This window comes from Nonomuraea sp. B208 (assembly GCF_057536035.1).
The window spans coordinates 12,888-29,808 of the sequence record NZ_BAAJOU010000027.1 but is presented as its reverse complement, the minus strand read 5'-3'; the positions used below and the strand labels follow the sequence as shown (position 1 = coordinate 29,808).

Annotated in this window: 19 protein-coding genes; 12 read left to right on the top strand and 7 right to left on the bottom strand. The window is 73.5% G+C overall.

Annotation, left to right across the window (positions count from 1 at the left end):
* The 5 genes from ssuE to AC27IY_RS31730 all read left to right on the top strand — a co-directional run bounded on the left by ssuE (position 1) and on the right by AC27IY_RS31730 (position 3,791).
* The gene (gene ssuE, locus AC27IY_RS31750; RefSeq protein ID WP_487180147.1) at positions 1-498 is read left to right on the top strand and encodes an NADPH-dependent FMN reductase; all 498 of its coding nucleotides are present in this window, start codon (positions 1-3) and stop codon (positions 496-498) included.
* Positions 495-1,271 (top strand): LLM class flavin-dependent oxidoreductase, encoded by a 777-nt coding sequence (locus tag AC27IY_RS31745; RefSeq protein ID WP_487180146.1) that lies wholly within the window; start codon positions 495-497, stop codon positions 1,269-1,271. Before ssuE ends, AC27IY_RS31745 begins: the two co-directional genes overlap by 4 nt.
* Positions 1,261-2,361 carry an LLM class flavin-dependent oxidoreductase gene (locus tag AC27IY_RS31740; RefSeq protein ID WP_487180145.1) on the top strand — a complete coding sequence of 367 codons (1,101 nt, stop codon included), beginning with the start codon at positions 1,261-1,263 and terminating at the stop codon, positions 2,359-2,361. The genes AC27IY_RS31745 and AC27IY_RS31740 overlap by 11 nt, the downstream gene beginning before the upstream one ends.
* Complete coding sequence (locus AC27IY_RS31735; RefSeq protein ID WP_487180144.1) at positions 2,358-3,239, top strand: ABC transporter substrate-binding protein; 882 nt, start codon at positions 2,358-2,360, stop codon at positions 3,237-3,239. The genes AC27IY_RS31740 and AC27IY_RS31735 overlap by 4 nt, the downstream gene beginning before the upstream one ends.
* A 174-nt stretch (positions 3,240-3,413) precedes the next feature.
* Positions 3,414-3,791 (top strand): hypothetical protein, encoded by a 378-nt coding sequence (locus tag AC27IY_RS31730; protein ID WP_487180143.1) that lies wholly within the window; start codon positions 3,414-3,416, stop codon positions 3,789-3,791.
* Between the two features lie 82 nt (positions 3,792-3,873).
* On the opposite strand, the gene AC27IY_RS31725 is transcribed toward AC27IY_RS31730, so the two are convergent.
* From AC27IY_RS31725 to AC27IY_RS31695, 7 genes are read right to left on the bottom strand one after another with little or no spacing between them, the layout of a single operon-like run.
* Positions 3,874-4,647, bottom strand: coding sequence for a serine aminopeptidase domain-containing protein (locus AC27IY_RS31725; protein WP_487180142.1), 774 nt, complete (start codon positions 4,645-4,647; stop codon positions 3,874-3,876).
* The gene (locus tag AC27IY_RS31720; RefSeq protein ID WP_487180141.1) at positions 4,644-5,510 is read right to left on the bottom strand and encodes an ABC transporter ATP-binding protein; all 867 of its coding nucleotides are present in this window, start codon (positions 5,508-5,510) and stop codon (positions 4,644-4,646) included. Before AC27IY_RS31720 ends, AC27IY_RS31725 begins: the two co-directional genes overlap by 4 nt.
* Positions 5,507-6,334: an ABC transporter ATP-binding protein gene (locus AC27IY_RS31715; RefSeq protein WP_487180140.1), complete on the bottom strand. Its 828-nt coding sequence runs from the start codon at positions 6,332-6,334 to the stop codon at positions 5,507-5,509. The genes AC27IY_RS31720 and AC27IY_RS31715 overlap by 4 nt, the downstream gene beginning before the upstream one ends.
* Complete coding sequence (locus AC27IY_RS31710; protein ID WP_487180139.1) at positions 6,318-7,184, bottom strand: ABC transporter permease; 867 nt, start codon at positions 7,182-7,184, stop codon at positions 6,318-6,320. The genes AC27IY_RS31715 and AC27IY_RS31710 overlap by 17 nt, the downstream gene beginning before the upstream one ends.
* Complete coding sequence (locus tag AC27IY_RS31705; RefSeq protein ID WP_487180138.1) at positions 7,181-8,230, bottom strand: ABC transporter permease; 1,050 nt, start codon at positions 8,228-8,230, stop codon at positions 7,181-7,183. The genes AC27IY_RS31710 and AC27IY_RS31705 overlap by 4 nt, the downstream gene beginning before the upstream one ends.
* On the bottom strand, positions 8,227-9,741 hold the full coding sequence (locus AC27IY_RS31700; RefSeq protein ID WP_487180137.1) for an ABC transporter substrate-binding protein: 1,515 nt from the start codon (positions 9,739-9,741) through the stop codon (positions 8,227-8,229). The genes AC27IY_RS31705 and AC27IY_RS31700 overlap by 4 nt, the downstream gene beginning before the upstream one ends.
* Complete coding sequence (locus AC27IY_RS31695) at positions 9,738-10,844, bottom strand: LLM class flavin-dependent oxidoreductase (RefSeq protein WP_487180136.1); 1,107 nt, start codon at positions 10,842-10,844, stop codon at positions 9,738-9,740. Before AC27IY_RS31695 ends, AC27IY_RS31700 begins: the two co-directional genes overlap by 4 nt.
* A 182-nt stretch (positions 10,845-11,026) precedes the next feature.
* On the opposite strand from AC27IY_RS31695, the gene AC27IY_RS31690 reads away from it, so the two are divergent.
* From AC27IY_RS31690 to AC27IY_RS31660, 7 genes are all read left to right on the top strand, one after another.
* Positions 11,027-11,941 carry a LysR family transcriptional regulator gene (locus tag AC27IY_RS31690; protein WP_487180135.1) on the top strand — a complete coding sequence of 305 codons (915 nt, stop codon included), beginning with the start codon at positions 11,027-11,029 and terminating at the stop codon, positions 11,939-11,941.
* Positions 11,941-12,456, top strand: a complete 516-nt coding sequence (locus tag AC27IY_RS31685) for a cupin domain-containing protein (RefSeq protein ID WP_487180134.1) — start codon at positions 11,941-11,943, stop codon at positions 12,454-12,456. The genes AC27IY_RS31690 and AC27IY_RS31685 overlap by 1 nt, the downstream gene beginning before the upstream one ends.
* Before the next feature lie 8 nt (positions 12,457-12,464).
* Entirely contained in the window at positions 12,465-14,033 is a 1,569-nt protein-coding gene (locus AC27IY_RS31680; protein WP_487180133.1) for a rhodanese-like domain-containing protein, read from the top strand.
* Positions 14,034-14,099: 66 nt separating this feature from the next.
* The gene (locus AC27IY_RS31675; protein ID WP_487180132.1) at positions 14,100-14,834 is read left to right on the top strand and encodes a helix-turn-helix transcriptional regulator; all 735 of its coding nucleotides are present in this window, start codon (positions 14,100-14,102) and stop codon (positions 14,832-14,834) included.
* Between the two features lie 55 nt (positions 14,835-14,889).
* Positions 14,890-15,774 carry a sterol desaturase family protein gene (locus AC27IY_RS31670; RefSeq protein ID WP_487180131.1) on the top strand — a complete coding sequence of 295 codons (885 nt, stop codon included), beginning with the start codon at positions 14,890-14,892 and terminating at the stop codon, positions 15,772-15,774.
* A 171-nt stretch (positions 15,775-15,945) separates the two neighbouring features.
* Positions 15,946-16,146, top strand: coding sequence for a CbtB domain-containing protein (locus AC27IY_RS31665; protein WP_344207819.1), 201 nt, complete (start codon positions 15,946-15,948; stop codon positions 16,144-16,146).
* Between the two features lie 8 nt (positions 16,147-16,154).
* Entirely contained in the window at positions 16,155-16,919 is a 765-nt protein-coding gene (locus tag AC27IY_RS31660; protein WP_487180130.1) for a CbtA family protein, read from the top strand.
* Positions 16,920-16,921 lie beyond the last annotated feature (2 nt).

Here is a 16,921-nt window from a genome sequence, read left to right as displayed (position 1 = left end):
ATGTCCGTCCTGCTCATCTCCGGCAGCCCATCGGCCGCCTCCCGCACCGTACGTCTGCTCGACCACCTCGCCGATCGGCTGGACCGGCCCGCCACGGTCCTGCGCCTGCGCGACCTGCCCGCCGAGGCCCTGCTGCGCGGCGACACCGCCCATCCCGACCTGGCCCGCGCGATCGGGCAGGTGGCCGCGGCCGGCACGATCGTCGTCGCCACCCCGATCTACAAGGCGTCCTACACCGGGCTGCTGAAGGCGTTCCTGGACGTGCTGCCGCAGGGCGCGTTCGCCGGCAAGACGGTGGTGCCGGTCGCCACCGGCGGCACCGCCGCCCACCTGCTGGCCGTGGACTACGCCCTGCGGCCGGTGCTGAGCGTGCTCGGCGCGCGGCACGTCACGCGCGGCCTGTTCGTGCTCGACACCCAGATCCAACCGCTGGCGCAGGAGCTGCTGCCCCGGATCGACGCCCTGCTGGGAGAGGTTCCGCTGGGGGCGGCGGCATGAGCGCGCGCTTCCACGTGGTCCTGCCCACCAGGAGCCCCGCCGCCGCCGAGCTGCCCGCCTTCGTCACCGACGTACGGCCGGCGCTCGCCGACCCCGCAGGGCGGGCCGCCGTGGCCGCGGACCTGTCCGGGTGGGCGGGCGCGCTCGTGCCCTTCGACCCCGGCGGGCAGGAGTCGCTCACCGTCGCCGCCGGCGCCCTGCGCCGCACCCGCCACCTGCGGGTCGTCGCCGAGTTCCACCCGGCCGTGGCCACCCCGGTCTACGCGGCCAAGCTGTCGGCGTCCCTGCAGCGGTTCTCCGCCGGACGGCTCGGCTGGCGGCTCGCCGTGGACGTGGACCCGGCCGTGGCCAGGGCGCAGGGCGACTTCCTGACCGGCGCCGCCTGGGTGAGGCGCGCCGACGAGTTCCTGACCGTGGCCAAGGGCGTCTGGCGAGGCGGCCCGTTCGACTTCGGCGGCGACTTCTACGAGGTGGTCAAGGGCGGGTTCGCCCCGCCGCTGTCGTCGTCGCCCTTCCCCGAGGTGCACCTGTCGGGCACCTCGCCCGAGGCGCTGGAGCTGTCGCGCCGCCACGCCGACGTGCACGTCTTCGCGGCCGGCGACGACCTGGCGGCCCTCGTCCCCGAACTGCCCGGCCTGCGCTACGGCGTGCACCTGCCCTCGCTCGACGCCGCCGAGGAGTACGCCGCCCTCGGGGTCACCGAGTTCTTCCTCCAGACCGAGGACGTCTACCGCCTCGGCGAGCACGTGAAGGAGCGGGCTCTTGACCGTTGACATCTACTGGCGCATCCACATGGAGGGCGACCAGTCCTCGCTGCGCCGCCGGGTCCGCAGCCGCGGCGGTTTCGCCCCCGGCGGCACCGCCCCGGGCACCAGGGACGGCCGGGACGACGGCTACAGCCACGCCGACTACATGGCCGAGGTCGCGAGGGCCGCCGAGGACAGCGGCTTCGTCGGCGGGCTGCTGCCGAACTTCCCGCACACCGACGACCCGTGGGCCGCCGCCGCGACGCTGGCCCGCGAGACCACGTCGTACCGCTTCATGGTGGCCTTCCAGCCCGGCTTCCTGCACCCCGTCCAGGCCGCGCGGATGACGGCCACCCTGCAACGCGCGACCGACGGGCGGATCGTCTACAACGTCATCTCCGGCGGCGGCGGCCCCGCGCAGCTGTGGTGGGGCGACAAGGTCGACCACGACGACCGCTACGCGCGGACCTCGGAGTTCCTGGACGTGCTCAAGGGCGTCTGGCAGGGCGGGCACACCCACCACGGCCGGTTCTACCAGGTCGAGGACGCCGGGCTGCCGGAGGAGCTGCGCGGGCAGCCGTTCCCGGAGATCTTCTTCTCCGGCTCCTCGCCGGCCGCCATCGACGCGGCCGGCCGGCACGCCGACTACTACCTGTCGTGGCTGGAGCCGTTCGAGGCACTGGCGGAGAAGTTCGACGCCGTACGCGCGCACAGCCGGACCCCGCCCCGTTTCGCCGTCCGGGTGGACCTGCTCGCCCGCGAGAGCGAGCAGGAGGCGTGGGCCGAGATCGAGGAGGGCTGGCGGGCCAGGCCGCGCGAGAGCGGCGGCGCCGAGGGCGACTCCGTCGGCGTGCGGCGCAGCCGCGCCTTCCTCGCCGACGCCGGTGACGACCACCGCGCGCTGGAGGTCGCGCCCAACGTGTGGGGCGGGTTCAGCCAGTTGCGCGACGGGCCGGCCTTCGGCCTGGTCGGCGACTACCACCAGGTCGCCGAACGCCTCGACCAGCTCCTGGACCTCGGCGTGGACGCGTTCATCCTGGCCGGGATCCCCCATCTCGAAGAGGCCCGCCGCGTGGGCCGCCATGTTCTCCCGCTACTGAAAGGACGTACGTCATGACCACCAGGGTCGGCTTCTTCCCGCAGAACAACACGCTCTGGGTGGCCCGCCACCGCGACCTGCTGCCCGGCGTCGAGTGGGTGGACCTGAACGTCCTCGGCCGGGGCGAGCGCGTCGATCCCACGCGCGCCCTGCCCTCCGCGCACGGCGACCACCTGTTCGACGGCGGCTACGACTTCATCGGCACCGGCTCCACTCCCCCGGTGACCGCGCAGGCCAAGGGCCACGACATCGTGTACGTGGCGATCTCGGAGCCGCGCGTCGAGAACGGCCGCCTGGTGGTGCGGGACGACTCGCCGATCGGGTCCGTGGCGGAGCTGAAGGGCAGGCGGGTGGCGCTCGGGCACGGCTCATGGCAGACCACGCTGCTGCTGCTGGCGCTGGAGCGCGAAGGGCTCGGCTGGGGCGACATCGTCCCCGTGGACGCCTACGGCAACGCCGCCGAGCTGCTGGTGAACGGCGACGTGGACGCCTGGGTGGGCTCCTACCCGTACCTGACGCCGGTCGAGTCGCGCACCCGTACGCTCGTGGAGACCGGCGGCCTGTTCAGCCACCGCTCGCTCTGGTTCACCCGCCGCGACTTCGCGCGGGAGCGGCCCGAGGAACTGGCCGCGATCGTCACCGCCCTGCAGCGGGCCGACCGCTGGACGGAGGAGCACCCACGCGAGGCCGCCGCCCTGTTCGACGGCGACCTCGACGCCTGGGAGCACGCGCTGCGCACCCGCCCCTGGGGCCTGCACCCGGTCAGCGAGGAGTTCGTCGCCGAACAGCAGCACGCCGCCGACCTCTTCCACGCCAACGGACTCATCGAGCGGAAGATCACGGTCGCGGACGCGGTGCTTCCCGAGATCGGGGAGCTGGTAGCGCGCACCCGGTGATGCGGAACGGCTGAGGCCGTCCCGTGTCATCGACCGGGACGGCCTCAGGGTGTTTCAGTCCGGGCAGTGGCAGTCGGCCGCACGAAGGCGCACTGGGCGGTGGCGGTGGCGGTCACAGGCGAGTTGCCGCCTGGGGGGTTACGGAAATCGACCCGCCAGCTGGCACCATTCCCCGTGGCACTGTTGGACAGCACCACGAGGTCGTCCGCGTTTGTCGAGGTCCAGCCGCCGCCGAGAACCCTCCTGCCGTCATTGCATGTCGCGATGCTCGTAGCGTTTGAGTTGTTCGGCAGAGTGACAAGGTCCTCTTCGGCGGCTTGGTACCCGGCGACGGGCGCGGCGATCGGCCGGGTGATCGGCGCGTCGTACCTGAAGCTGTCGTCGGCGCGCTCCGGGCCCTCGCCGGCCATCGCCGGCGTCTGGAACGAGGCGGCCATGAGGGCCCCGGTGATCGCCGCGGTGGCCCAGGCGAATATGTGCTTTGGTGAGATCATCGTGCGCTTTCTTTTCTGTGAATGCCGCGATTTCGGCATACAGCAGATACCCATGTGACAGATGTGGACCATCTGCCGCAATCGATGACCTGGCAAAGGGTCGGCATTCCCGCAATTCGCCGTAAACCCCCCAGCGGGGGTCACCAGGCGCTGGTCTCCACGGTGACGGCCGGGATCAGCTCCTCCCGCAGCGCCTCCAGGAACGTGACGATCTCGGCGGCGACCGAGCGGTGCTGCACGTCGTTGAGCACGTCGTGGTGGGCGCCGCGCACGACGGTGAGCCGCGCCTTCGGCAGCGTCCTGGCCGCCCGCGCGATCGCCGCCCGGTCCGCCAGCGGATCGGCGTCCCCGACCAGCAGCAGGTGCGGGATTTCCGCACGGCTCGCGTAGGCGGCGTCCAGCAGCTCCCGGGGCACGGCGCCGGCCAGGGCGCCGCGCCGCACGGCCGCGTCGCCGGTCAGGACGCCGCGGTGCGTGGGACAGTGGGTCCGGACGTCGAGCTCGTCCTCCCACCGGCCACCGGCCTGCGCGCCGTCGCCGGGCAGGCCGGCGAGCACGGCCGCCTGCGGCCACCACACCGCCTCCGAGGCTTCCGAGGCGAGCAGGGCGGCGAGCCCGGCGGCGCCCAGGTCGGAGCCAACCAGCACCAGCGGGCGCGGCAGCCCGTCGGGCGTCTCGGCCGCGATGCCTTCGACGGCCTCCGACAGCCGCCGGGCGAGGGCGTCCAGGAAGGGCGCCACGTCGGCCGGGTCGGCGGCCGGCGGGTCCACGACCCGCACCCGGTAGGCGTCGTGGGCGAGCCGGGAGCCGAAGCGCGCGTAGCTCGCGCGGGTCTCGCCGCGGCCCGGCACGACGATGACCGTGCCCCTGGTCCGCAGCCCTTCGGGGGCGTGGTGGTCGGTGCTGTACGTCATGTCAGGCTCCAGCGGGCGGAAGGGTGGGTGGCTAGGGCGTGCACTTCGTCGCGCAGGGCCCGCCGCAGCTCGGGGTCCGGCGGCTCCTCGTCCCTGATCGACGGCACGGACGTGACGAGCAGGCGGGTGTAGGGGTGCCGCGGGGCCAGCAGGATCTCCTGGGTGGTGCCCGTCTCCACCACCTGACCCTGGTAGAGCACGACGACGCGGTCCGCCACGCCGCCGAGCGAGCCGAGGTCGTGCGTGATCAGCAGGACGCCGATGCCGTGGCTCTCGCGCAGGCGCAGCAGGAGTTCGAGGATCGTGATGCGGGTCGAGGCGTCGAGGGCGCTGACCGGCTCGTCGCAGATGAGCAGCCGCGGGCCGACCGCGATCGCGCGCGCGATCGCGACGCGCTGCCGCTGGCCGCCGGAGAGCTCGCCGGGGTGCCTGGGCAGCAGGTCGAGCGGCAGGGAGACGAGCCGGGCGACCTCCCGTGCGGCGTCGCGCAGCTCGGCGCGGCTGTGCCCGCCGCGCACGACGAGCCCTTCGACCAGGGTGTCGAAGACGGTGCGGTCGGGGTCGAGGCTGCGCAGCGGGTCCTGGAAGACGTACTGCACGGCGCCGCCGCGCCGGAAGGCGCGCAGGGCGCGGCCGCGCAGCCCGCCGATTTCGTGCCCGCCGATCGTGACCGTGCCGCTCCTGGCCTGTGCCAGGCCGAGCACGGCGCGGGCGAGGGTGGTCTTGCCCGAGCCGGTCTCGCCGATCAGCCCGACGATCTCGCCGGGCGCGACCGTGAGATCGACGCCGTGCAGGATCTCGGTGCGCCTGCGGCCGCGGCCGAGCGCGACGTGCAGGCCGGAGACGTTCAGCAGCTCGGTCATCGCCGGCTCCTCTGCTCGCGCACCCGGTCGATGCCGAAGCGCTCGTGGTTGGCGATCAGCTCGCGCGTGTACGGATGACGCGGCGCGCGCAGGACCTGCCGGGTGGGCCCCGCCTCGACGACGATGCCGTCACGGAACACGTGGACGGTGTCGCACACCTGCGCGATCACGGCCAGGTCGTGGGAGACGACGAGAAGGGTGAGTCCCCGGTCGCGGCGCAGGTCGGACAGCAGCTCCAGCACCTCGGCCTGCACGGTCACGTCAAGGGCCGTGGTCGCCTCGTCGGCGATCAGCAGGTCCGGGTCGGCGGTGATCGACATCGCGATCAGCACGCGCTGCAGCATCCCGCCCGACAGCTCGAAGGGGTACTGCGTGTAGACGTGCTCGGGGCGGCGCAGCCCCATGGCGTGCAACAGCTCGACGGCCCGCTCCCGCGCCGCCCGGCGGGCCAGCCCGGCCTTGACCCGCAGCACCTCGGCGAGCTGCGCGCCGACGGTGATCGACGGGTTCAGGTACGAGGCGGGATCCTGGAACACGGCCGCGAGCCCGGTGCCGCGCAGCCGCGCCCGCTCGGCGGCCGGCAGCGCCGTCAGCTCGACGTCCCTCAGGCTGATCCCGCCCCCGGTGACCGCGACGCCGGCGGGCAGCAGCCCCAGGACGGCGCGGCAGGTCAGGGTCTTGCCGCTGCCGGACTCGCCGACCAGCCCGGCGGCCGAGCCGCGGGGGACGTCGAGATCCACCCCGCGGACGACCTCGGTGCCGTCGGCGACGCTCACGCGCAGCCCGCGTACGGACAGCAGCGCCGGGTCAGGTGAGGCGGGCACGGCGTGCTCCTCTGCTCGTCAGGGCGCGTGCCCGTCCGTGGTCGCCGCCGGTGTCCCTGATCGCGTCGGCGAGCAGGTTGAGCGCGCCGACGGCCGCCATGATGAACAGGGACGGGAACACCGGCCCGTACGGCCTCTGCGCCAGGTAGCCGAGGTCGCTGGCGACGATGCCGCCCCAGGTGGGCTCGGGCGGCACGACGCCGATGCCGAGGAAGGTCAGCGACGAGACGATCAGGAGACCGCCGGCGGTGGCGTTGGCGGTGGCGACGACGAGCGTCGGCAGGATCTTCGACCACACGTGGGTGCGCAGCACCCGCCACGCCGAGGCTCCGAACAGCTGCGCGGCGGTGACGTACTGCGCGTTCGCGTGGCTGAGGGCGGCGGCGCGGGTGATGCGGTAGAACGACGGCGCGAGCAGGATTCCGACGGCGATCATCGCCTGGTGGACGGCGTTGCCGAGCAGCGCGGCCACCGCGATGGCGAAGATCAGGAACGGCAGCGCGATCAGCCCGTCCATGACCCGCAGGGTGATCCACTCGTAGCCGCGCCCGAGGTGGACGGAGGTGATGCCGGGCACGACGCCGATCACGAGACCGATGCCGACGGCCTCGAAGGCGGTGAACACCGACCGGGGCGCGCCGGCCAGGACCCGGCTCAGCACGTCGCGGCCGAGGTAGTCGGTGCCGAACCAGTGCGCCGCGCTCGGCGGCCGGAGGATCTCGGCGCTGTTCTTCAGCGGGTCGTACGGCGCGAGGAGAGGCCCGAGCACCGCGAGGAGGAGCACCGCCGCCAGCACGGCCGCGGCGACGACGCCGGCGCGGGTGCGCAGGACGCCCGTGACGGTCCTCATACTTCCCTCCTGGCGGCGGGGCGCAGCTTGACCAGCAGGACGTTGACGAGCGCGGAGGAGATCAGCACGACGCCGATCGTGACGAGCAGGGCCCCCTGCACGACGGGCACGTCGCCGCCGAGCGCCGCCGTCTTGGTGAGCTCGCCGATGCCCGGCAGCGCGAACACGGTCTCGACGATGACGGCACCGCCGATCAGCCGGGGCACGTGCATGCCGAGCACGGCGACCGCGGGTCCCGCGCCGTTGCGCAGGGCGTGGACGAGGACGATGCGCCACGCCGGCAGGCCGCGCACCTGCGCGCCCACGACGTAGTTCTCGTGCAGGGTGTCGGCCATCCCGGTCCGCAGCTGGCGGGCGACGTCCGCCGCGGCGTCCAGGCTCAGCGACACGCTGGGCAGCACGAGGAAGCTCGCCCAGGTCAGCAGCCCGTCGGACGGAGACGCCCAGCCGCCCGATGGCAGCACCGGCACGAGCAGCGAGAACACCGTGATGAGAGCGATCGCGGCGACGAACCCGGGCACGGTCGCCAGCACGGAGGTGACGACCGTGACGGCGCGGTCCAGCCGGCCGCCCTGCCGTACGGCGGCGAGGACGCCGAAGACGCCGCCGAGCACGACGGCGATGAGCAGCGCCCCGGCGGCCACGGACAGGCTCACCGGCAGCCGCTCGGCGATGCTCTGCGCCACGGGGATCTTGGTGAACCAGGAGGAGCCGAGGTCGCCGTGCAGGGCGTCCCACAGCCACAGCGCGTAGCGCTCCGGCAGCGGCCGGTCGAGCCCGAACACCTCGCGCATCCGCGCCACGTCGGCGGGGGTGGCGGAGTCGCCGAGCACGACCGAGGCGGGGTCCTGGTCCGTCAGCCCGCCGAGCATGAAGGTGATGAAGGTGGACACGAGCAGCACGGGGACCGCGATCAGCAGGGCCCGGCCGAGCGCGGCGGCGGTCCGCGCGACGGCCCGCCCCCCGAGTCCTGGCCGGGCGGTGCCCGCCGGGGTGGCGGCGGGTCCCGTCCGGCCGGTCGTGTCGCGTACGTTCAGCGTGGTCACTTGTCCACCCAGACGCCTTCGAAGCGCTGGATGTCCACCCAGTTGCGCAGGCCGTGCACCTTCGGGGTGTGCGCGGCGAAGCGCGTCACCGAGTACAGGAACACGTTCGGCATGTTCGTCACCGCGATCCTGGTGGCGGCCTGGATCGCCGCCGGGTAGGCGGGATCGGTCAGCGCGTGCCCGCTCGCCTTGGCCACCGCGGCGGGCAGCTCGGCGGGGGTGGTCTTGCCGAGGTTCATCAGGCCCTGCGCGCCGAACAGCACCTGCAGCGCCTGCACCGGCGACTGGCGGGCGTTGAACTGGTCGAGCACGAACGGGTACTTGCGGGTGATGTAGTTGTTGACGCCGGGCGTCAGAACGGTGAGCGTCGTGCGGATGCCGGCCGCGTTGAGCTGTTGCTGGATCAGCTCGCCGACGGGGTCGTCGGCCCTGCCGAGCGCGAGCTGGACGTCGACGCCGTCCGGGTATCCCGCCTCGGCCAGCAACTGCCTGGCCTTGGCCACGTCGTGCGGGTAGAGGTTGTCGAGCCCGGGGTCGTGGGCGACGTAGCCCTGGGGGAACGGCTGCCAGACCGGCCGGCCGTACCCGAAGTTGGCCGTGTCGACCAGCGCCTGCCGGTCGATCGCGGTGCTGATCGCCTGGACGACCTTGGGGTTGTCGAACGGCTTGACGGTGTTGTTCACGTCGAGGACGCGGACCGGCAGCACGTCGGTCTTCACGACCGGGAACCCGGCGGCCTCGACCCCGCCGACCTGTGAGGCGGTGAGGTCGGCGAGGTCGTACTGGCCGGAGCGCAGGCCCGCGACCGCCACGGACGGGTCGGGCGTCGGCTTGAGCACGAAGTTCGTAACGAGGATCTCGCCCGCGTTCCAGAACGCTGGGTTCTTCACCAGCGTCGCCTGCGACCCGGGCACGTAGCTCTTCAGGATGAAGGGCCCGGCGCCGACCGGCTGGGTGGCCAGCTTCGCCGGGTCCTTGGCCGCCGTCGGGCTGACGATCTGCCCGGTCTTGCCCGACAGCAGCAGCGGGATCTGGTAGTCCACCTGGGTGAGGTGCAGGGTCACGTCCGTGGCGCTGTCGGCGGTGATCCGCTCGACGGTGACCAGCTGCGGCGCGATCGTCGAGTCCTTGGCGGTCTTGCCGCGTTCCAGGCTCGCCTTGACGGCGGCCGCGTCGAGCTTGGTGCCGTCGGAGAAGGTCAGGCCCGGCCGCAGGTGGAAGGTGACGGAGCGGCCGTCCTTGGCGTACGTCCACGACCGCGCGAGGCCGGGCTGGGCCTCGCCCTTCTCGTCCACCTCGGTGATCCCCTCGTAGACGAGGGTCAGCGCGTGGACGTCGTTGCCGACCGCCGAGGTCACCGGGTCCCAGGTCGAGGGCAGCGACCAGCCCCACGTCAGGGTGTCGCCGCGCCCGCCGGCGGCCGATCCGGCGGCGGCCTCGCCGACGGGTGCCGGGGAGGCGCAGCCGGTGAGCAGGAGCGCCACGAGGCCGGCGGCCCATCTCGTCCTCATCGGCCCGGCCCCGTGGTGACGAGGGCTTCCTCGCGGGCGGCCGCGCCGGCGCGCAGCAGCGGGACCAGCTCCCGGCCCCAGTCGCGTACGTCCCGCACCGGGTCGAAGCCGCGGATGAGGAAGGTGCGGACGCCGAGGTCGTAGTACTTCAGCAGGGCGTCGGCGACCTGCTGGGGCGTGCCGACCAGGGCGGTGGAGTTGCCGCCGCCGTCGGTGAGCTGGGTGACGCCGAACCAGAGGCGTTCGTCGTGCACGAGCTTCTCGTCCGCCTCGTCCTTGAGCCGCTTGGCGCCGACCGCGGTGTTGTCGCCGCGGCCGATCCGCCACGGTCCGCCGCCGCTGCGCGCGAGGTTGTCCTCGAAGGCGCGGCGGATGCCGTCGGCCCGCTCCCAGGCCGCGTCCTCGGTCTCGGCGACGATCGGGCGTACGGACAGGGAGAAGCCGATCTCGCGGCCGTGCCGCGCGGTCTCGGCGCGGATCAGGTCGATGCGTTCGCGCGTCTGGGCCAGGGGCTCTCCCCACAGGGCGTAGACGTCGGCCCAGCGCCCGCCCACCCTGATCGCGTCGTCGGACTGCCCGCCGAAGAAGATCGGCACCGGGCCGTGGGGCTTGACCGAGCTGAACGCGCCCTCGAAGCGGTAGAACTCGCCCGCGTGGTCGAAGGGCTCGTCGGAGGTGAGGGTGCGCCTCAGCACCTCGATGAACTCGGCGGTGCGCCGGTAGCGGGCCTGCTTGTCCGCGAAGTCGCCGTCGCGCCGCTGGTCGGTGTCGCTGCCGCCGGTGATGTGGTGGATCGCGACGCGGCCGGCGCCGGTGAGGTTGTCCAGCGTCGCGAGCTTCCGCGCGGTCAGGGTGGGCTGGATGAACCCGGGCCGCTGGGCGATGAGGACGCCCAGGCGTTCGGTGTTGTAGAGCACGTGCGCGGCGGCGGCGAAGCCCTCGGGGGAGGTGGCGCTGTGCGCGACGAGCGCGCGGTCGAAACCGGCCTCCTCGTGGGCACGGGCGAAGTCGGCGAGGTAGCCGGGATCGACGACCGGTCCTTGCCAGCCGGCGCTTTCCGAGCCGTAGGCGGTCGAGACCATCCCCAGGATCTGGATCGACAAAGTAGCGAGCCTTTCAGACGGGTGGACTGCTGCAGAGATGGGGAGCACCGCCGGCTGGTGCACACCTGTCAGCCTGCGGGGTCGCCTGCCGGGGTGTCCAACGACGCTTCGTGATCGCGGGCCATCACGTCATGTGATAAATACCCTTACATCAGGTAGGAATAATAGGTATAATTCCGGGTATGAACCGTACGCTGGACATCGCACCGTTGCGCAGCTTCGTCGCTGTCGCCGACGCCGGCGGCTTCCAGCGCGCCGCCGACGCCCTGCACCTCAGCCAGGGAGCGGTGAGCCAGCACGTCCGCCGGCTGGAGTCCGCGATCGGCCGCCCGCTCGTGGAGCGCAGCGGCCGCGGCTCCCGGTTCACCGCCGACGGCGAGAAACTGCTGGGCCTGGCGCGCGGCATCCTGGCGCTGCACGACGAAGGGCTGCGCAGCTTCGACGACGAGGCGCGCGGCACGATCGTCATCGGCTCGACCGAGCACGCGGCGGCGCAGCTGCTGCCGCATCTGGCGACCGCGCTCGACGGGGCCGCACTCGACGGGACCGGGCCCCGTTACGGCGTCAGGTTCAGGATCGACCGCGGCGCGAGGCTCCGCGAGAGCTTCGCGACCGGACGCATCGACCTGGCCCTGCTCATCGGCCCCGCCGACGACCCGCGCGCCACCCCGGTCGGCGACCTCGCGCTCACCTGGTACGCCGCCCCCGGCTGGACGCCGCCGAGACAGGGCCGGCCGCTCCCCCTCGTCGCCTTCGACCACCCCTGCGCCCTCCGCGACCGCGCCCTGGTGACCCTGTCGCACCACGCGATCCCCGTCGCCATCGCCGCCGAGGCCAACCAGCTGGCCGGCGTGCAGGCCGCCGTCAGCGCCGGCGCGGGCGTGGCACTGCTGGCGACCCTCGGCCAGACCCCGGAAGGGCTCGTGCCCCGCGACGACCTGCCGAGACCGAAGCCCCTGCCGCTGGCGCTGTGGACCTGCCAGGGCGTCGCGCCGGCGGTCGCCGAGCGCGTGACGGACACACTGCGCCGCCTCCTGACGACCCCGGTCCTGACCAAGGTGCCACCGCACGACCTCGTCCTCGCCAAAGGAGCCTGATGCCCGACCGCCAGCCGTCCCGCCCGACAGGCCGTGACCTCGTCCGTACGCCCAGCGGCGTCCTCGTGCCCGCCGGCATCGACCCGTTCCACCGCACCCTGCACCACGTCGCCCCCGCCGGCCTCATCGGCCGGACCTCGCAGACCTCGGGGATGACGCGGCTGGAGGCCGTCAGCGGCAAGACGGTCCGCGCCGAGAGCCTCTGGATGGGACAGACCCACGTCGCCGCGGCGACCGCGTCGGGCAACCACCACCACGGGGCGTCCGAGACCGCGATCTACGTCGTGTCCGGGCACCCGGTCTTCGTGTTCCTGGACGTGGAGGGCGACGAGCCCGTCGAACACCGCATCAGCACCGGTCCCGGCGACTACATCTTCGTGCCGCCGTTCGTCCCGCACCGCGAGGAGAACCCCGACCCCGACGCCGAGGCCGTCGTCGTCATCGCCCGCACCACCCAGGAGGCGATCGTCGTCAACCTCGACGGGCTCGACTGGTCCGAAGTCGAGATCCGCTGAGCCCGCCGATGTCCGCCCGTTCGGCCGCGCAGGTCCGCGCGCTGCTGCTGCGCCGCGCCGAGATCGTCATCGCCGACGTACGCGAGGAGGCCGACCACGCGCGGGGACACCCGCTGTGGGCCGCCAGCTTCCCCCTCTCCCGGCTGGAGCTGGACGCCTGGCGGCGCATCCCCCGCCGCGACACCCCCATCGTCGTCTACGGCGACGCGGACGCGCCCGCGCACCGGGCGATCGACGTCCTGCGCCGCCTCGGCTACTCCCGCGTGGACGCGCTGGAAGGCGGGCTCGACGGCTGGACCGCCGCCGGCGGCGAGCTCTTCCAGGACGTGAACGTGCCCAGCAAGGCGTTCGGCGAGCTGGTCGAGTCGGTCCGCGGCACGCCGTCGCTCACCGCGGAGCACGTCCAGGCGCTCATCGACGCCGGCACGCCGCCCGTCATCGTGGACGCGCGCCGCTTCGAGGAGTTCCGGACCATGAGCATCCCCACCGCGACCAGCGTGCCGGGCGCGGAGCTGGTGCTGCGCGTCCGCGAGCTCGCCCCCGACCCCGCCACCCCCGTCGTCGTGAACTGCGCCGGGCGCACCCGCGGCATCATCGGGGCCCAGTCCCTGATCAACGCCGGCCTGCCCAACCCGGTGGCGGCGCTGCGCAACGGCACCATCGGCTGGACCCTCGCCGGTCAGCGGCTCGACCATGCGGCGACCAGGGCGGCGCCGCGCGCCGTGACGGAGTCGCACCACGCCCTCGCCGTGGCCGGGGCCCGGGCCGTCGCCCGGCGCGCCGGCGTGCGGTTCATCGGCGCCGCCGACCTGCCCGGCCTGCTCAGCCCCGGCCGCACGACCTACGTCTTCGACGTCCGCTCGGCGGCCGAGTTCGCGGCCGGGCACCTCGACGGCTCCCGGCACGCGCCCGGCGGGCAGCTCGTGCAGGAGACCGACCACTACGCGCCGGTGCGCGGCGCCCGCGTCGTCGTCGTGGACGACGACGGGGTCCGGGCCGCGATGACCGGGTCGTGGCTCGCCCAGATGGGCTGGGAGACCTGGGCGATCAGCCCCGCCGCCCCCGGGGACCTGACCCGGCGGGGCGACCTCGATCCCCTCCCGGAGCCGCCGCGGGGCACCACCGTCGGCGCGGCGACCCTGCGCGCCTGGCTGGCCGCCGACGGGGCCTCCACCGTCGTCATCGACGTCGCGCCCAGCCGGGACTACGCCGCCGGGCACATCCCCGGCGCCTGGTACGCCATCCGGTCACGGCTGGCCGCCGCGCTCGCCGCGACCGGCCCGGCGGACCGGTTCGTCGTCACCTGCCCGGACGGCGTGCTGGCGCGTTTCGCCGCGGCGGACCTGCGCCGGCTCACCCCTGCGCCGGTGTTCAGCCTGGACGGCGGCACGGCCGCCTGGCGCGAACCGGTCGAGTCGGATCCGGGGCGCTACGCGGTCGAGCCGGCCGATCGGTACCGGCGGCCGTACGAGGGGACCGACAACGCGCGGACGGCGATGGAGGCGTACCTGACGTGGGAGTACGGCCTGGTGGAGCAGCTTGAGCGGGACGGCACCCACCACTTCCGGGTGGTCTGATGGCACACTGGACGCGGATCCCCCGCCGCGCCGATCGCCGCGGCCAGATCGTGGAGGACGACAGCCATGACCACGGCCGGGTGGCAGGGGACGACCATGCTGCAGCCGGGCTGGCTCGCCTTCACCGGCGAGGTAGGCGCCACCGAGCCGCACGCGCACGCCGCCCTCCAGGTCCTCATCGTGACCGCCGGGACGGTGGAGCTGGCGGACGCCCACCACGCCCGCCGCCGGGTGCGGGCGGCGATCATCCCGCCCCGCGCCAGGCACGCCGTGCGCGGCGGCCCCGGGGCCCGCGCCGCCATGCTCTATCTCGATCCGGCCGGCGGGGCGGGCCGCCACCTGCTCACCGCTGCGGCCTGGCCGGGCCGTGACCGGGTCGGCGACTGGGTGGACGCGGCGCACGCCCTGGTGCCGGCCGGCGACGAGTCCCGCGATCCGGCCGCGCTCGTACGCGCCTGGACGGCCCCGGTCCCTGGCCCGCGCCACCCGGCGCTGCGGAGAGCGCTGGAGCTGCTGCCGGAGCTGCTGGCCGGCCCCGTCCGGCTCACCGACCTGGCCGGCGCCGTCCACCTGTCGGCCAGCCGCCTCGGCCACCTGTTCACCGCCGAGCTCGCCCTGCCCTACCCGGTCTACGTGCGCTGGGCCCGCCTGCGCCGCGCCATCGAGCTGGCCCGGGACAGCGCCACGCTCACCGAGGCCGCGCACGGCGCGGGCTTCGCCGACGGCTCCCACCTGACCCGGGTCTGCCACGAGATGTTCGGCCTGGCCCCCTCCCAGCTCATCCACCTCGTGCGGGCGTGAAGGACAGCGGATCCGTCCAAGCCCCGGACGGCCGGCCGCCGCGAGGCTGATCGGCATGCACCGCACAGTCATCCGTTATGGATATGTCCCGTTCATGCTGCTCGGCGTCAACGGCGCCGCCATCGCGCTGGCCGCCTCCGGCGCCTCCAAGCTCTGGCTGGTCGGCCTGCTGCTGGCCGCGATCGGCTGCTCCTTCGCGGCCGAACGCGCCCTGCCGTACGAAGCCGAATGGAACAGCCCGGCCGGGGACGGCGCCCGCGACGTCGCCCACGCCGCGGTCAACGAGCTGCTGCTGCTCGTCAGCGTCGGCGTCATCCCGCTGCTGGCGGCCACCGTCACGGTCGCCGACCTGTGGCCGCGTTCATGGCCCTTCGCGCTGCAGGTGCTGGCCGCCGTCCTGATCGCCGACCTCGGCATCACCCTGACGCACTACGCCAGCCACAAGATCGGCGTGTTGTGGCGCTTCCACGCCGTCCACCACTCCATCAAGCGCTTCTACGGCTTCAACGGGCTGATGAAGCACCCCCTGCACCAGACCGTGGAGATGAGCGCCGGCGTCGCCCCGCTCATCCTCGTCGGCCTGCCGGTCGACGTCGCCTCCGCCCTGGCCGTCGCCGTCGCCGTGCAACTGCTGCTCCAGCACTCCAACGCCGACTACCGCGTCGGCCCGCTCACGTACGTGCTCGCGCTCAACGAAGGCCACCGCTTCCACCACCTCAAGTGGGCCGGGATCGGCGACGTCAACTTCGGCCTGTTCACTCTGACTTGGGATCACCTGCTCGGCACCTTCTCCTACGACCCCGCCCGCCGCTTCACCTCCGACCAGCTCGGCATGGCGGCCAAACCCGACTACCCCACCGCCTATCTCGCCCAGCTCGCCGAGCCCTTCCGTGCCTCCGGCGCCTGCCACGCCGACCTGCCCGCCTCGGGGACGCATTGACGCGAACGGGAGAAAAGGATACGTTCCGGGAGATTTCACGGTTGTCCAAGGGAAATCCGGTGAGATGCCGGTGCGGACGCGCCACTGTATCCGGGACGTTGATCCCGGGAGCCAGGTCGCTTGGCGACCGTGACCTCGCAACATGGGACGCGTCACCCTGAGGAGGCTCACATGAGCGGGTTGTCCAGCCCGTCGTCCGTTCCGTCGTCCATTCCCTTCCCGCGCCTGCGGCCCTGGCTGCTGGCCGTGCCCGTGCTGTTGCTCGTGGCGTACCTCGTCCTGATGGACAACGGCGCCATCTCCCAGACGGGAGCATTCCTGCACGAACTCATGCACGACGGGCGGCATCTGCTCGGCGTGCCCTGCCACTAGGGGGCGGGGTGGTACGCACTCTCCTGGTCAGGGGCCTGCTCATGGGGCTGCTGGCCGGACTCGTCGCGGGCGGCTTCGCCTTCGTCTTCGGCGAGCCTCGCGTGGATGACGCGATCGCCCTGGAGGAGGCGGCCGCCGGGACGGCCGCGCACGACCACGCCGCCGAGGAGGCGGCGCATGACCACGGCGAAGGGGCCGCGGTCAGCAGGCCGGCGCAGAAGGCGGCGCTCTTCCTCGCCACCGGCCTCTACGGGCTGGCCGTCGGCGGCGTGTTCGCCCTGGTGTTCGCGGGCCTGCGCGGGCGGGTCGGGCCGCGTTCGGACGGGCGGCTGGCGCTGGCCGCCGCCGGGACGGCGTTCGGCGCGGTCATCCTGGTTCCCTTCGTGAAATATCCGGCCAACCCGCCGGCGGTGGGCGACCCCGAGACCATCGACAGCCGCACCCTGCTCTACGTGGTGATGATTCTCGTGGGGCTGGCCGCGACGGCGATCGCGGTGGCCACGGCCCGCCGGGTCACGACCGGAGACCACTGGGCACGGTGGGTGGCGGCGGTGGCCGCCTTCCTCGTGCCCGTGGCCGCCGCGTGGTGGCTGCTGCCGGCGGTCGACGAGGTGCCTGACGGCTTCCCCGCGACGCTGCTGTGGCAGTTCAGGCTCGCCTCGCTCGGCACCCAGCTCGTCTTCTGGACGGCGTTCGGCGTGCTGTTCGGCTGGGCGAGCGACCGGGTGGCGCGGCGCGCGGCGGCTCCTGCGCCCCTCGCCGTGCCGGGCTGAGC

Bases quoted from the DNA above. Each gene is read 5' to 3' on its own strand.
- ssuE (WP_487180147.1), top strand. From the start codon at position 1: ATGTCCGTCCTGCTCATCTCCGGCAGCCCATCGGCCGCCTCCCGCACC.
- AC27IY_RS31745 (WP_487180146.1), top strand. From the start codon at position 495: ATGAGCGCGCGCTTCCACGTGGTCCTGCCCACCAGGAGCCCCGCCGCC.
- AC27IY_RS31735 (WP_487180144.1), top strand. From the start codon at position 2,358: ATGACCACCAGGGTCGGCTTCTTCCCGCAGAACAACACGCTCTGGGTG.
- AC27IY_RS31725 (WP_487180142.1), bottom strand. From the start codon at position 4,647: ATGACGTACAGCACCGACCACCACGCCCCCGAAGGGCTGCGGACCAGG.
- AC27IY_RS31720 (WP_487180141.1), bottom strand. From the start codon at position 5,510: ATGACCGAGCTGCTGAACGTCTCCGGCCTGCACGTCGCGCTCGGCCGC.
- AC27IY_RS31710 (WP_487180139.1), bottom strand. From the start codon at position 7,184: ATGAGGACCGTCACGGGCGTCCTGCGCACCCGCGCCGGCGTCGTCGCC.
- AC27IY_RS31700 (WP_487180137.1), bottom strand. From the start codon at position 9,741: ATGAGGACGAGATGGGCCGCCGGCCTCGTGGCGCTCCTGCTCACCGGC.
- AC27IY_RS31690 (WP_487180135.1), top strand. From the start codon at position 11,027: ATGAACCGTACGCTGGACATCGCACCGTTGCGCAGCTTCGTCGCTGTC.
- AC27IY_RS31685 (WP_487180134.1), top strand. From the start codon at position 11,941: ATGCCCGACCGCCAGCCGTCCCGCCCGACAGGCCGTGACCTCGTCCGT.
- AC27IY_RS31680 (WP_487180133.1), top strand. From the start codon at position 12,465: ATGTCCGCCCGTTCGGCCGCGCAGGTCCGCGCGCTGCTGCTGCGCCGC.
- AC27IY_RS31675 (WP_487180132.1), top strand. From the start codon at position 14,100: ATGACCACGGCCGGGTGGCAGGGGACGACCATGCTGCAGCCGGGCTGG.
- AC27IY_RS31670 (WP_487180131.1), top strand. From the start codon at position 14,890: ATGCACCGCACAGTCATCCGTTATGGATATGTCCCGTTCATGCTGCTC.
- AC27IY_RS31665 (WP_344207819.1), top strand. From the start codon at position 15,946: ATGAGCGGGTTGTCCAGCCCGTCGTCCGTTCCGTCGTCCATTCCCTTC.